Genomic DNA, 13091 nt, shown 5'->3' with positions numbered 1-13091 from the left:
CCTCAGCTCACCTTGGCCCGCGTCCTGTCGCCTGGCGGTCGGTCGAAGAACCACGGGCGCAGCCGCACCCCGACCATGTTGCCGGTGAATCCCGCCACCAGCCACACCCAGCCATGCAGGCTGCCCGAGGCGATGCCACTGAAGTAGGCGCCGATATTGCAGCCGAAGGCCAGCCTGGCGCCGTAGCCCAGCAGCAGCCCGCCGATCACCGCCGCGAGCACCGAACCGAGCGGGATGCGCAGGGTCGGGGCGAAGCGTCCGGCCAGGGTGGCGGCCACCATGGCGCCGAGGATGATGCCCAGGTTCATCACCGTGGTGATGTCGCTCCACACGCTGGCCTCGAGGGCCGCGGCGTTGTCGGGGTTCTGCCAGTAGGCCCAGGCGCTGACGTCACCGCCGAGCAGCTCGTAGACCTTGGCCCCCCATAGCGCGAAGGCCGAGGTGATGCCCCAAGGCCGGCCGGCCAGCGCCAGGGTAGCGAAGTTGAGCAGCGCCAGCGCCACCGCGCCGAGCAGCAACGGCCAGGGCCCGGTGAGCCAGCGCCCCTCGCTCAGGTTGGGCCGGGGGGCCTCCTCCAGCCGGCCATGACGGCGCTTCTCCAGCAGCACGCTGAAGACGGCAATGCCACCGAACAGCGCCAGACTCACGGCGATGCCGCCGCCCGCACCGAAAGCATCGACGAGCGATACCGGCGCGAAGGCCGGCAGCGACATCCACCAGCCGAAGTGGGCGGAACCGATCAGCGAGCCGACGATGAAGAAGAGTAGCGTGATCGCCATGCGCGCATTGCCGCCGCCGGCGGTGAACAGGGTGCCCGAGGCACAACCGCCGCCCAGCTGCATGCCGACGCCAAACAGGAAGGCACCGACCACCACCGAGACGCCGATGGGCGAGACGAAGCCGGTCACCTCCTGGCCCCACAGGCCGCCCGCGCCCAGCGCGGGGAAGAACAGCAGCACGGCGATGGCCAGCATCGCCATCTGGGCGCGCAGCCCGCGTCCGCGACGTTCGCTGATGAAGACCCGCCAGGCGGCGGTGAAGCCGAAGGCGGCGTGATAGAGGGAGACGCCGAGCAGCGCCCCGACGATCATCAGCAGCCCCAGGCGCGTGCCGTAGGCCAGGCCCACCAGCAGTGCGCCCGCCAGCAGCAGCGCGCCCAGCGCCCCGGAGATCCGCCGCGGTCGTTTCGCATCCAGTGCCGTCGTCATGAGACTCCTCCTGTGGCTCCGCTCCTGTAGGGTGGCAAGTTCCAGCGAGCTGCGCCAGGTGGCGGCCATGACGCGACAGGGCGCCCGAAGGCGCCCTGCAGGGTCACGGCTGCTGCGGGTCACACGAAGCGGCCCAGCCCCACGGCATGGCGCAACCTGTCCATGAACGGCGCGGCCTCGGCGCGCGCGCGCTCGGCCCCCTTGCGCAGCACGCTCTCGATATGCCCCGGATCCTCCATCAGCGCCTGGTAGCGCTCGCGAGGCTCGCGCAGCTGCGCATCGAGAAGCTCGAACAGGCGGTTCTTGACCTCGCCCCAGCCAATGCCGTTCGCGTACTCGAGGCGCATCGCCTCGTGCTCGTCGCGAGTGGCGAAGGCGGCGTAGATCTGGAACAGGGTGCAGCCTTCCGGTTCCTTGGGCTCGCCGGGCTCCAGCGAGTTGGTCTTGATCTTGCGCACCAGCTTGAGCAGCTTCTTCTCGGCGACGAACAGCGGGATGGTGTTGTTGTAGCTCTTCGACATCTTGCGCCCGTCGAGGCCGTTCAGCACCGCTACCTCGTCGTCTACCACCGCCTCGGGCAGGGTGAAGAAGTCGCCCTTGTAGAGGTGGTTGAAGCGCCCGCCCATGTCGCGGGCCATCTCGATGTGCTGGATCTGGTCGCGACCCACCGGCACCCTGTGGGCGTTGAACATGAGGATGTCGGCGGCCATCAGCACCGGATAGCCGAACAGGCCCATGGTGATGCCCTTGTCGGGATCCTGGTTGCCGGCGGCCTCGTTCTCGGCCACCGCCGCCTTGTAGGCGTGGGCGCGGTTCATCAGCCCCTTGGCGCAGACACAGGAGAGCATCCAGGTCAGCTCGGGAATCTCGGGAATGTCCGACTGGCGGTAGAAGATGGCGTTGTCGGTGTCGAGCCCCAGGGCCAGCCAGGTGGCGGCGATCTCCAGGCGCGACTCCTGCACCCGCTGGGGGTCCTGGCACTTGATCAGCGCATGCAGGTCGGCAAGGAAGTAGTAGGACTGCACGCTGGGGTCCTGGCTCGCGGCGATGGCCGGCTTGATGGCGCCGACGTAGTTGCCCAGGTGGGGCGTGCCGGTGGTGGTGATGCCGGTGAGAACGCGGGTCTTCTGGGAGGCTGCACTCATGGGAAAGCGGACTCTGCTAGCGGAAATGCCCGCTATGGTAACGCGAGGGGGCGGTCAAGGCGACCGCCCCCGGCGCCGCTCTCACCGTATCAGGCTGGCGGGATCGACGCTCTCAAGGCCGAAGGCCTCGGCCACGGCGCGATAGGTGACCTGACCGTCGTGGACGTTGAGCCCGGGCAGGAAGTGGGCATCGTCGGCCAGCGCCCGCTTCCAGCCCTTGTCGGCCAGGGCGATGACGAACGGCAGGGTGGCGTTGGTCAGCGCCTGGGTCGAGGTGCGCGCCACCGCGCCCGGCATGTTGGCCACGCAGTAGTGGACGATGCCGTCGACCACGTAGGTCGGCTCGGCGTGGGTGGTGGGCTTGCTGGTCTCGAAGCAGCCGCCCTGGTCGATGGCGACGTCCACCAGCACGCTGCCGGGCTTCATGTCGGCCAGCATCGCACGGGTGATCAGCTTGGGTGCGGCGGCGCCGGGGATCAGCACGGCGCCCACGATCAGGTCGCACTCGCGCACCGCCTCGTCGATGGCGTCGGCGGTGGAGAAGACGGTCTTCATGCGGCCCTGGTAGCGGTCGTCGAGCACCTCGAGGCGCGGGATCGACTTGTCGAGCACCGAGACCTCGGCGCCCAGGCCCAGCGCCATGCGTGCGGCGTTCTCGCCCACCACGCCGCCGCCGATCACGGCGACCTTGCCGGGGGCCACGCCGGGCACGCCGGGCAGCAGCACGCCGGAGCCGCCCTGGGCCTTCTCCAGGCTGTGCGCGCCGGCCTGGATGGCCATGCGCCCGGCCACGGTGCTCATGGGTGCCAGCAGCGGCAGGCCGCCCTGGCGGTCGGTGACGGTCTCGTAGGCGATGCAGGTGGCGCCGCTCTCCATCAGGCCGCGGGTCAGCTTCTCCTCGGCGGCCAGGTGCAGGTAGGTGAACAGGGTCTGACCGCGCGCGAGGCGCGCCACCTCCTCCGCCTGCGGCTCCTTGACCTTGAGGATCAGCTCCGCGTCGGCCCAGAGGGCGTCCACGCTGACCTCGAGCCGGGCGCCGGCCGCCTCGAAGTCGGCGTCGGTAAAGCCCGCGCCCTCGCCGGCGCCGGCCTGGACGGTGACCGAGTGGCCGCGTGCCGCCAGTTCCCGCGCTCCCGTGGGGGTCAGGGCGACGCGATATTCATGGTTCTTGATTTCCTTCGGCACGGCGATCTTCATGGCACACCTCCTGAGCGTTCAACGCCTATTGTTAGGGTAAGACAGGCGAATTACAGCACAGACAGACCAAACATGAAGCGCCTTCGAGAAAGAACGGCAAAAATACGAGAAATTCTGCTTGCCAGAAGAAAATCGGCATTTGCTCCAGGCAAATGACGAAAAAATCCTGGCCTCATTCGACAATGAGCGCCCCGCCGTAGACCGCCACGTACTCCGCGGGCAGGCGCCGCGGCCGGCCCGTGGAGAGCTCGATGCAGGCGAAGCGGGTGCGTGCCCGCAGCAGGGTGCGATCATCGGCGGGGCGAACGAGCTGGAAGCGTCGCGTCAGGGTGAGGCGGCCGTCGCAACCGACGATCCAGGTCGCCAGTTGCAGGCGCTCGCCCTGGAAGGCCGGCGCCAGGTAGTCGAGCTCGTGACGATGTACCGCCATGGCGCGGTCGAGCGCGCGATAGCGGGCCAGGTCGAGGCCGAGATGCTGCGAATGGGCCCAGCTCACCCGTTCGACCCAGCGCAGGTACTCGGCATTGTTGGCGTGGCCGTATTCGTCGATGGCCGAGGCGGCCACCTCGAGCTCGATGACGAACGGGTCGGGAAGATCCCACTGCGGTGACATGTCTACTCTCCCTGTCGCTTTACGCCTCCGTGGTACTGCAGCGCCAGCAGGCGTCGAACACTCCCTCCAGCCGCTCGCCACAGGTGGGGCAGGTCCAGTCGGGGGCCATGCTCTCCCCTGCCATGGCTCGACGAATCAAGTCCTCGGAACGCTCGCGATTGTGCGCGGCCACCCATACCTCGGGCTCGCACTCCCCCAGCGGCAGCTCACCGGCGCCGCCACCCAGCACCATGTTGCGCAGCTCCACGGGAATACCCGCTGCGGCCAGCACGTTGCGCACGTGGCTGACCAGCAGCGTATTGGAGTGGGCGAAGACGCGAACGTAGTTCATCTGCACCGGTTTGCCATGGGGCGAGCGCAGCGCCGGCTGGCTCAGCCGCGGAAGACGCGAACCCCGAGCGCCTTCAGGTAGGCCGTCTCGGGAATCGCCGGGTGTACCGGGTGATCCGGCGCCTGGTGGCCCTGGTAGACCACCTGGCCGTGGCGATCCTGATGCCGCACCGCACCGCGCACCACGTCCACCAGGCGTTCCGGGGCCAGGTGCATGGAGCAGGAGGCGCTGAGCAGCAGGCCGTCGCGGCCGAGCAGGCGCATCGCCTCGCGGTTGAGCCGGGCGTAGGCGCGCTCGCCGTTGGGGATGTCCTTGCGCTTCTTGATGAAGGCCGGCGGGTCGAGGATCACCACGTCGAACTGCTCGCCGTCGGCCTTGAGCGCCGCCAGCGCCTCGAAGGCGTCGGCCTCGCCCACCGCCACCTGCTCGTGCAGGCCGTTCAGGGCAGCGTTCTCGGCCACCCGTTCCAGGGCCTGGGCGCTGGCGTCGACACACAGCACCTCGCTGGCGCCATGGGCCGCTGCCTGCACCCCCCAGCCGCCGACGTAGCTGAACAGGTCCAGCACCCGCTTGCCGGCCACCAGGCCGTTGAGCCAGGCACGGTTGGCACGATGGTCGTAGAACCAGCCGGTCTTCTGGCCGTCGAGCACCGGCACGTGGAAGCGCACGCCGTTCTCCTCCATCGCCACCGGGCCGTCGAGTTCGCCCTTGGCCACGGTGACCTGGCGTTCGAGCTGCTCCTGGCGCCGCCCGGAGGAGTCGTTCTTGAACACGATGACCCGCGGTGAGAGCACCTTGTCGAGCGCGGCGACCACCTCCTCGGCCAGGCGCTCCATGCCCAGGGTATTGAGCTGCACCACCAGCACCTCGTCGAAGCGGTCCACCACCAGCCCCGGCAGCAGGTCGCCCTCGCCGTGCACCAGCCGGTAGAACGGCTTGGCGTAGAGGCGCTGGCGCAGCGCCAGGGCCTGGTTGAAGCGGTGCACCAGCAGCGAGCGGTCGAGACGCATGTTGGGGTCGCGCGACACCACCCGGGCGCAGATCAGCGAGTTGGGGTTGACGTAGGCGACGCCCATGGCCTTGCCATTGGCAGCCTCGACCACCACCTGGCCGCCCGGCTCGAGGCCCTTGAGCGGCGTGGCCTCGGTGTCGACCTCGTTGGAATAGAGCCACAGGTGACCGGCCTTGAGGCGGCGGTCGGCGTTCTTCTTGAGGCGCAGGGTCTGGGTCATGGTGGGTCTCGTGGAATGGAAGTCATCGTTGGCAAGAGGGGCAGAACACGCTGGCCCGCTGGCCCAGCGTCACCAGCCGCAGCTCGCCGTTGCAGCGCCGGCAGCCCTGGCCGTGACGGCCGTAGACGTTGAGGCGCTGCTTGAAATAGCCCGGCTCGCCGGTGCCGCTGACGAAGTCGCGCAGGGTGGTGCCGCCCTGGGTGATGGCCGCGGCGAGCACCTCGCGGATCGCCTCGGCCAGGCGCTCGTAGCGCTCGCGGGAAATGCGCCCCGCCGCCCGGCGCGGATCGATGCCGGCCAGGAACAGCGCCTCGCTGGCGTAGATGTTGCCTACGCCCACCACCACGCCATTGTCCATCAGAAACGGTTTCACGGCCATGCGCCGGCCGCGCGAGAGCCGATAGAGCCGCTCGCCGTCGAAGGCCTCCGACAGCGGCTCGGGCCCCAGGCTGGCCAGTCGCGGGTCGCGCTCGGCGCTGCCCGCCAGCCAGTCGACGAAGCCGAAGCGGCGCGGGTCGTGATAGCGCAGGATGGCGCCGTCATCGAACACCAGGTCGATGTGGTCGTGCTTCCTGGGCAGCTCGCCCAGCCGGGCAATGCGCAGGCTGCCCGACATGCCCAGGTGCCAGATCAGGCTGCCGGCGCCTTCCCTCGCTCCCTCGTCCCCGGTCTCGACCGGCAGCAGCAGGTACTTGGCGCGGCGCGCCAGGGTGCCGATGCGAGAACCCACCAGGCGCTCGACGAAATCGTCGGGCACCGGCACGCGCAGGCGCGGCTGGCGCACGATCGCCTCGACGATCTCGCGCCCCTCCACGTGGGGAGCGATGCCGCGCCGGGTGGTCTCGACTTCGGGAAGCTCGGGCATGGCGAGGAAATATCCGGGAAATAGATACGCCTGAACCCGACCGCATGGCCGGGTTCAGGAGGACAGGTCTTGCTACCTGCGGCGGGAAGCCGTCAAGCCGCCAAGCACGCCCGTCGCCAGCGGCGGGCGCCGGATCGGCTTACTTGATCTTGGCTTCCTTGTACATCACGTGCTTGCGGACGACCGGGTCGAATTTCTTGAATTCGAGCTTGTCGGGGGTGTTCCGCTTGTTCTTGTCGGTGGTGTAGAAGTGACCGGTACCGGCACTGGACACCAGCTTGATCTTGTCACGCATGGCTGCTTACTCCCTGATCTGGTCGCTTAGACGGCTTCGCCGCGCTTGCGGATGTCGCTGAGCACCGCGTCGATGCCCTTCTTGTCGATGATGCGCATCCCCTTGGAGGAGACCCGCAGCTTGACGAAGCGGTTCTCGGACTCCACCCAGAAACGGTGGGTGTGCAGGTTCGGCAAGAAACGACGACGGGTCTTGCGCTGGGAGTGTGAAACGTTGTTACCAGTCACCGGGCGCTTGCCGGTAACCTGACATACTTTGGACATGGGAGCCTCCAACCGCTTGGCCAGGTGGTCAAACCTGTGTGTTCAAAACCTGTCGGGCAAACCGGGAACGACCCCGTTGTCATTTGACCCAAGGGAATTCAAAGGCTGCACTTTATAGCAGAGTGCGCCCCTACAGGCAACAAGTAGCCGCGTATTCTACCTTTCCTGCCGCCTAAAGCCACCCTCTCTCTGCAAAAGATACGACCTCCCCATCGCCGACCACGAAGTGGTCCAGCACGCGGATCTCGAACAGTCCCAGCGCCTCGCGCAGCCGCTCGGTGATGCGCCGGTCGGCGTCACTCGGCTCGGCCACGCCCGAGGGATGGTTGTGGGCGAAGATGATCGCGCCGGCGCCCAGCTCCAGCGCGCGTCGCGCCACCTCGCGGGGGTAGACCGAGGCGCTGTCCAGCGTGCCGCGGAACAGCGACTCGAAGCGGATCACGCGATGCTGGGTGTCGAGGAACAGCGCGGCGAACTCCTCGTGACCGAGGTGGCGCAGCTGGGTCGCCAGGTAGGCACGCACCAGGGTCGGCGAGGTCAGCGCGTTGCCCCGGGCGAGCTGGGCGGCCAGGTGGCGCTTCGACAGCTCGAGGGTCGCCTGCAGCTGCACGAACTTGGCCGCGCCCAGGCCGCGCTCGGCGCAGAAGCGCGCCTGGTCGGCCTCGAGCAGCTGACGCAGGCCGCCGAACGCCCCCAGCAGGTCGCGGGCCAGGTCCACCGCCGAGCGCCCCGCCACCCCCACGCGCAGGAAGATCGCCAGCAGCTCGGCATCCGACAGTGCCTCGGCGCCCAGCGCCAGCAGCTTCTCCCGCGGGCGCTCGCCCTCCGGCCAGTCACGAATCGACATCCGCTGTCTCCTTGCTACGCTTTCCATGGGTCATCGAAGTCAGCCATTGTAACCGACGCAGCCGAAAGGCCGCGGCTGCGCAACTTCAACGGCAATGGTAAGGTAGGCGGTCGGGTTACAGTCCAGGAAATCGTCATGACTACGCAGACCGTCAATCGGCTCGTCGGCCGGCGCATCCTGCTCGGCATCAGCGCCGGCATCGCCGCCTACAAGAGCGCCCAGCTCGCCCGACTGCTCAAGCAGGCGGGCTGCGAGGTGCGCGTGGTCATGACCGAGGGCGCCCAGGCCTTCATCACGCCGCTGACGCTGCAGGCGCTCAGCGGCGAGCCGGTACGCACCTCGCTGCTCGACCCCGAGGCCGAAGCCGGGATGGGGCACATCGAGCTGGCGCGCTGGGCCGACGTCATCCTGATCGCCCCGGCCACCGCCGACCTGATGGCGCGTCTGGCCCAGGGCATGGCCGACGACCTGCTGACCACCCTGTGCCTGGCCAGCGAGGCCGAGAAGGTCCTGGCGCCGGCCATGAATCAGGCCATGTGGCGCCACGCGGCCACCCGGCGCAACGCCGAGCGCCTTGCCCAGGATGGCTGGCGGCTGCTGGGGCCGGCCAGCGGCGACCAGGCCTGCGGCGATGTCGGCCCCGGGCGCATGCTCGAGCCCGAGGCGATCGTGGCCGCACTCATCCAGGCGCCCAGCGCCGCAGTGCACGGCCAGGCCCCGCCCTCCGCGGACGCGCCGGCCCGGGGCCTGCATGTCGTCATCACCGCCGGTCCCACCCGCGAGCCCCTCGACCCGGTGCGCTACCTCTCCAATCACAGCTCGGGAAAGATGGGTTTCGCTCTGGCCGCCGCGGCGGCAGAACTCGGTGCCCGGGTCAGCCTGATCAGCGGCCCGGTGAACCTGCCGACGCCCGAGGGAGTCGAGCGTACCGACGTGGAGACGGCGCGGCAGATGCACGCGGCGAGCCAGCGGCTGGCGGCCGAGTGCGACATCTTCATCGGCTGCGCCGCGGTGGCCGACTACCGCGCCGAGGCCGTGGCGGAGCACAAGATCAAGAAGACCGAGGGCGAGGACGCCTTGACCCTGAAGCTGATCAAGAACCCCGATATCGTTGCCGATATCGCCAAGGCGCGCGACGCGGCGGGGGGGCGCCCCCTGGTGGTGGGCTTCGCCGCCGAGACCCGCGATCTCGAGGCCTATGCCCGCGACAAGCTAGAGCGCAAGCGGCTGGACATGATCGTCGCCAACGACGTCTCCAGCGCCGGGCTCGGCTTCGGCGCCGACGACAACGCCGCCCTGCTGCTGTGGCGCGACGGCGACGGTGAAGGCGGCGCGAACCTGCCGCCACAGCCCAAGACCGAGCTGGCCCGGGCCGTGATCGAACGCGCCCTCGGCTGCCTCGCCTCGCGCCCCGTACACTGAACACCGGCATCCAGACATCAGCCAACCCCACGGAGCGACCATGCCCGAATCCGGACAAGCCAGGCCCCTTACCCGACCGCGGCTGGCGGTCAAGCTGCTCGACGAGCGGCTGCACGACTACATGCCCCGCTACGCCACCCTGGGCTCCGCCGGGATGGACCTGCGCGCCCTGCTCGACGCGCCGCTGACCCTCGCGCCCGGCCAGTGCGAGCTGGTTCGCACGGGACTCGCCATCCATATCGGCGACCCGGGCCTGGCCGGGCTGATCCTGCCGCGCTCGGGGCTGGGCCACAAGCACGGCATCGTGCTCGGCAACCTGGTCGGGCTGATCGATTCCGACTACCAGGGCGAGCTGATGATCTCGACCTGGAACCGCGGCACGGCTCCCTTCGTGCTGGAGCCCTTCGAACGCCTGGCCCAGTACGTGCTGGTGCCGGTGGTGCAGGCCGAGCTGGAGGTCGTCGAGGACTTCGAGGCCAGCCCGCGCGGCGAAGGCGGCTTCGGCAGCTCCGGCCGCCATTGAGGCACGACGCGTCGCTGCCGAGCGCCCCAGGGAGCGGGACCGACCGGCAGCGCGTTCGCAACCTGAACCCATGAAACCATCACTGTCTGACAAGGAACCGCTATGAGCCAAGTCAAGAACAGCAGCGTACCGGCCTCCATCTTTCGCGCCTACGACATCCGCGGCATCGTCGACGATACGCTGACCGAGGCGACCGTCGAGCAGATCGGCCGGGCCATCGGCTCGGAAGCCGCGGCGCGCAACGAATCCACCGTGGTGGTGGCCCGCGACGGCCGCCTCTCCGGCCCCCGACTCAGCGAGGCGCTGATGCGGGGCCTGACCGCCGCCGGGCGCGACGTGATCGACATCGGCATGGTGCCCACCCCGGTGCTCTACTTCGCCACTCACCTCCTGGAGGGCACCGCCTCGGGGGTGATGGTCACCGGCAGCCACAACCCGCCGGACTACAACGGCTTCAAGATCGTGCTGGGCGGCGAGACGCTCTCGGGCGAGGCGATCACCGCGCTGTACGAGCGCATCGCGTCCGGCGACCTGGCCGAAGGTCGCGGCAGCGTGCACCAGGAGGACGTGCGTGACGCCTACCTCGAGCGCATCGTCGGCGACATCAGGCTCGAGCGCCCGATCAAGGCGGTGGTCGACTGCGGCAACGGCGTGGCAGGCGAGCTGGGCCCCAAGCTGATCGAGCGGCTCGGCGCCGAGACCGTGCCACTGTTCGCCGAGATCGACGGCAACTTCCCCAACCACCACCCCGACCCGGGCAAGGTGGAGAACCTGCAGGACCTGATGCGCGCGGTGAAGGAGACCGGCGCCGACATCGGCCTGGCCTTCGACGGCGACGGCGACCGCCTCGGCGTGGTCACGCCGCGCGGCGAGCTGATCTATCCCGACCACCTGATGATGGCCTTCGCCGAGGACATGCTGGCACGCAACCCCGGCGCCCGGGTGATCTTCGACGTCAAGTGCACCGGCAACCTGGCGAGCGTGGTCGAGCGGGCCGGCGGCACGCCGGAGATGTGGCGCACCGGCCACTCGCTGATCAAGGCACGCATGAAGGAGACCGGCGCCGCGCTCGCCGGCGAGATGAGCGGCCACATCTTCTTCCAGGAGCGCTGGTACGGCTTCGACGACGGCCTCTACGGCGCCGCCCGGCTGCTGGAGATCCTGTCCAAGCAGGAGGAGGACGCGGACACCTTCTTCGCCCGCTACCCGCAGGACATCGGCACCCCCGAGATCAACGTGCACGTGACCGACGAGAACAAGTTCGAGCTGGTCGACAGGCTCGCTCGCGAGGGCGACTTCGGCGACGATGGCGTCAAGACCACCCTCGACGGCATCCGCGTCGACTACCCCGACGGCTGGGGCCTGTGCCGCGCCTCCAATACCACCCCGGTGCTGGTACTGCGCTTCGAGGGCAAGAGCGATGCGGCGCTCGAACGCATCCGCAACCGCTTTGCCGACGCCCTCGAGCAGGTCGACCCGGCGCTGACGCTGCCGAGCTGACGACGGCGTTTACGTATCCCTGAGGAAGGACCATGACCGAAACGACTCGCGACCCGCGGCTGGTGGTGGAAGTGCTCTCCGAGGCGCTTCCCTACATCCAGCGCTTCTCCGGCAAGACCGTCGTCGTCAAGTACGGCGGCAACGCCATGACCGAGGACACCCTGATCGACTCCTTCGCACGCAACATGGTGCTGATGAAGGAGGTGGGCATCAACCCGGTGGTGGTGCACGGCGGCGGGCCGCAGATCGGTGACCTGCTGGCCAAGCTGCAGATCGAGTCGCGCTTCGTCAACGGCATGCGGGTCACCGATTCGCAGACCATGGACGTGGTGGAGATGGTCCTCGGCGGGCTGGTCAACAAGGGCATCGTCAACCTGATCAACCAGTGTGGCGGCAAGGCCATCGGCCTCACCGGCAAGGACGGCGCCCAGATTCGTGCCCGCCAGCTCAAGGTGGAGCACAAGACGCCGGAGATGACCGCCCCCGAGATCATCGACATCGGCCACGTGGGCGAGGTCGAGCACGTCTCCACCGACCTGATCGAGATGCTCGCCGAGCGGGACTTCATCCCGGTAATCGCACCCATCGGGGTCGATGCCAAGGGCCACAGCTACAACATCAATGCCGACCTGGTGGCGGGCAAGGTGGCCGAGGCGCTGGGGGCGGAGAAGCTGATGCTGCTGACCAACGTGGCCGGCCTGATGAACGCCGAGGGCGAGGTCCTCACCGGGCTGACCACCGCCCAGGTGGATGCATTGATCGCCGACGGCACCATCCATGGTGGTATGCTGCCCAAGATCCGCTGCGCGCTCGACGCCGTGAAGGGGGGCGTGCGCAGCGCGCACATCATCGACGGTCGCGTGCCTCACGCCACGCTGCTGGAAATCTTCACCAACGCCGGGGTCGGCACCCTGATCACCGATGCCGAGCAGCAAGGGAACGACAGCGCCTGAGGGTCTGCTTGCCCTGTGCCCGTCACAGGGCGAGCGGCCCCGGCCACCCAATAACCAGAAGACACATTCCAACATGACGCAGGCAACACAGACGTCCAGCCGGCGCGAGCAGATCCTGCAGGCGCTCGCCCTGATGCTGGAGGAAGACAGCGGCAAGCGCATCACCATCGCGGCGCTGGCCCGCCAGGTGGGGGTATCCGAAGCCGCACTCTACCGCCATTTCCCGAGCAAGGCGCGGATGTTCGAGGGGCTGATCTCGTTTATCGAGGAGACCCTGTTCGAGCGCATCAGCCGGATCCTCGACGAGGTACACGAGGCCGTGCCACGCTGCGGGCAGATTCTCACCCTGCTGCTGGCCTTCGCCGAGAAGAACCCGGGGCTGTCGCGCCTGCTCGAGGGCGACGTGCTGACCGGCGAGACCGCCCGGCTCAGGCTGCGCATCCATCAGCTCTTCGAGCGCCTGGAGACCCAGCTCAAGCAGGTCCTGCGCGAAGCCGAACTGCGCGAGCGAAGGCGCACCGTGCTGACGGTGTCGGCTTCCGCCAACCTGCTGATCGCCATGGCGGAGGGGCGGATCTCCCAGTACGTGCGCAGCGACTTCCAGCGTCGCCCCACCGAGCACTGGGACGACCAGTGGGCGCTGCTCTCGGCACAGCTGCTGCGCACGCCGGTCACGCAAAGCGCCTAGACCCCGCCT

The 13091-nt window shown here is 68.7% G+C and carries 15 protein-coding genes; 5 read left to right on the top strand and 10 right to left on the bottom strand.

Translation table 11 applies throughout. The annotated features are described in order from the left end of the window. Nucleotides 1–2: 2 nt before the first annotated feature. From DIS04_RS05925 to radC, 10 genes are all read right to left on the bottom strand, one after another. A complete protein-coding gene (locus DIS04_RS05925) occupies nt 3–1208 on the bottom strand; it encodes a YeeE/YedE family protein (protein ID WP_111412864.1) in 1206 nt (401 codons plus the stop codon). Between the two features lie 119 nt (nt 1209–1327). Next, nucleotides 1328–2353 (bottom strand): tryptophan--tRNA ligase, encoded by a 1026-nt coding sequence (locus DIS04_RS05920; protein WP_111412863.1) that lies wholly within the window; start codon nt 2351–2353, stop codon nt 1328–1330. Nucleotides 2354–2434: 81 nt separating this feature from the next. Continuing rightward, nucleotides 2435–3550, bottom strand: a complete 1116-nt coding sequence (gene ald / locus DIS04_RS05915) for an alanine dehydrogenase (RefSeq protein ID WP_111412862.1) — start codon at nt 3548–3550, stop codon at nt 2435–2437. 172 nt (nt 3551–3722) lie between these two features. Beyond that, the gene (locus tag DIS04_RS05910) at nt 3723–4163 is read right to left on the bottom strand and encodes an acyl-CoA thioesterase (protein ID WP_111412861.1); all 441 of its coding nucleotides are present in this window, start codon (nt 4161–4163) and stop codon (nt 3723–3725) included. 19 nt (nt 4164–4182) lie between these two features. Beyond that, complete coding sequence (locus tag DIS04_RS05905) at nt 4183–4494, bottom strand: putative signal transducing protein (RefSeq protein WP_111412860.1); 312 nt, start codon at nt 4492–4494, stop codon at nt 4183–4185. Between the two features lie 41 nt (nt 4495–4535). Beyond that, entirely contained in the window at nt 4536–5726 is a 1191-nt protein-coding gene (locus DIS04_RS05900; RefSeq protein ID WP_111412859.1) for a class I SAM-dependent rRNA methyltransferase, read from the bottom strand. Nucleotides 5727–5748: 22 nt separating this feature from the next. Then, nucleotides 5749–6591: a bifunctional DNA-formamidopyrimidine glycosylase/DNA-(apurinic or apyrimidinic site) lyase gene (gene mutM, locus DIS04_RS05895; protein WP_111412858.1), complete on the bottom strand. Its 843-nt coding sequence runs from the start codon at nt 6589–6591 to the stop codon at nt 5749–5751. Between the two features lie 139 nt (nt 6592–6730). After that, nucleotides 6731–6886 carry a 50S ribosomal protein L33 gene (gene rpmG, locus DIS04_RS05890; RefSeq protein ID WP_086509014.1) on the bottom strand — a complete coding sequence of 52 codons (156 nt, stop codon included), beginning with the start codon at nt 6884–6886 and terminating at the stop codon, nt 6731–6733. 26 nt (nt 6887–6912) lie between these two features. After that, nucleotides 6913–7149: a 50S ribosomal protein L28 gene (gene rpmB / locus DIS04_RS05885; protein ID WP_010630182.1), complete on the bottom strand. Its 237-nt coding sequence runs from the start codon at nt 7147–7149 to the stop codon at nt 6913–6915. A gap of 172 nt (nt 7150–7321) precedes the next feature. Beyond that, nucleotides 7322–7996, bottom strand: coding sequence for a RadC family protein (gene radC / locus DIS04_RS05880; protein WP_111412857.1), 675 nt, complete (start codon nt 7994–7996; stop codon nt 7322–7324). Nucleotides 7997–8131: 135 nt separating this feature from the next. Here radC and coaBC point away from each other — a divergent pair, with 135 nt between their 5' ends. The 5 genes from coaBC to slmA all read left to right on the top strand — a co-directional run bounded on the left by coaBC (nt 8132) and on the right by slmA (nt 13082). Continuing rightward, nucleotides 8132–9418, top strand: a complete 1287-nt coding sequence (gene coaBC / locus DIS04_RS05875; RefSeq protein ID WP_111412856.1) for a bifunctional phosphopantothenoylcysteine decarboxylase/phosphopantothenate--cysteine ligase CoaBC — start codon at nt 8132–8134, stop codon at nt 9416–9418. A gap of 40 nt (nt 9419–9458) precedes the next feature. Continuing rightward, nucleotides 9459–9941 carry a dUTP diphosphatase gene (gene dut / locus DIS04_RS05870; protein WP_111412855.1) on the top strand — a complete coding sequence of 161 codons (483 nt, stop codon included), beginning with the start codon at nt 9459–9461 and terminating at the stop codon, nt 9939–9941. Between the two features lie 102 nt (nt 9942–10043). Further along, nucleotides 10044–11441: a phosphomannomutase/phosphoglucomutase gene (locus tag DIS04_RS05865; protein WP_111412854.1), complete on the top strand. Its 1398-nt coding sequence runs from the start codon at nt 10044–10046 to the stop codon at nt 11439–11441. Between the two features lie 32 nt (nt 11442–11473). After that, a complete protein-coding gene (gene argB, locus DIS04_RS05860; RefSeq protein WP_111412853.1) occupies nt 11474–12394 on the top strand; it encodes an acetylglutamate kinase in 921 nt (306 codons plus the stop codon). Nucleotides 12395–12467: 73 nt separating this feature from the next. Further along, a complete protein-coding gene (gene slmA, locus DIS04_RS05855; protein ID WP_111412852.1) occupies nt 12468–13082 on the top strand; it encodes a nucleoid occlusion factor SlmA in 615 nt (204 codons plus the stop codon). Nucleotides 13083–13091: the final 9 nt, after the last annotated feature.

Source organism: Billgrantia lactosivorans (genome assembly GCF_003254665.1).
GTDB classification, from domain to species: domain Bacteria; phylum Pseudomonadota; class Gammaproteobacteria; order Pseudomonadales; family Halomonadaceae; genus Halomonas; species Halomonas lactosivorans.
This window is presented reverse-complemented; position numbering and strand designations above follow the sequence as displayed.

Coding starts and splice junctions, on each gene's coding strand:
- DIS04_RS05925 (WP_111412864.1), bottom strand. CDS start 1,208: ATGACGACGGCACTGGATGCGAAACGACCGCGGCGGATCTCCGGGGCG.
- DIS04_RS05920 (WP_111412863.1), bottom strand. CDS start 2,353: ATGAGTGCAGCCTCCCAGAAGACCCGCGTTCTCACCGGCATCACCACC.
- ald (WP_111412862.1), bottom strand. CDS start 3,550: ATGAAGATCGCCGTGCCGAAGGAAATCAAGAACCATGAATATCGCGTC.
- DIS04_RS05910 (WP_111412861.1), bottom strand. CDS start 4,163: ATGTCACCGCAGTGGGATCTTCCCGACCCGTTCGTCATCGAGCTCGAG.
- DIS04_RS05905 (WP_111412860.1), bottom strand. CDS start 4,494: ATGAACTACGTTCGCGTCTTCGCCCACTCCAATACGCTGCTGGTCAGC.
- DIS04_RS05900 (WP_111412859.1), bottom strand. CDS start 5,726: ATGACCCAGACCCTGCGCCTCAAGAAGAACGCCGACCGCCGCCTCAAG.
- mutM (WP_111412858.1), bottom strand. CDS start 6,591: ATGCCCGAGCTTCCCGAAGTCGAGACCACCCGGCGCGGCATCGCTCCC.
- rpmG (WP_086509014.1), bottom strand. CDS start 6,886: ATGCGTGACAAGATCAAGCTGGTGTCCAGTGCCGGTACCGGTCACTTC.
- rpmB (WP_010630182.1), bottom strand. CDS start 7,149: ATGTCCAAAGTATGTCAGGTTACCGGCAAGCGCCCGGTGACTGGTAAC.
- radC (WP_111412857.1), bottom strand. CDS start 7,996: ATGTCGATTCGTGACTGGCCGGAGGGCGAGCGCCCGCGGGAGAAGCTG.
- coaBC (WP_111412856.1), top strand. CDS start 8,132: ATGACTACGCAGACCGTCAATCGGCTCGTCGGCCGGCGCATCCTGCTC.
- dut (WP_111412855.1), top strand. CDS start 9,459: ATGCCCGAATCCGGACAAGCCAGGCCCCTTACCCGACCGCGGCTGGCG.
- DIS04_RS05865 (WP_111412854.1), top strand. CDS start 10,044: ATGAGCCAAGTCAAGAACAGCAGCGTACCGGCCTCCATCTTTCGCGCC.
- argB (WP_111412853.1), top strand. CDS start 11,474: ATGACCGAAACGACTCGCGACCCGCGGCTGGTGGTGGAAGTGCTCTCC.
- slmA (WP_111412852.1), top strand. CDS start 12,468: ATGACGCAGGCAACACAGACGTCCAGCCGGCGCGAGCAGATCCTGCAG.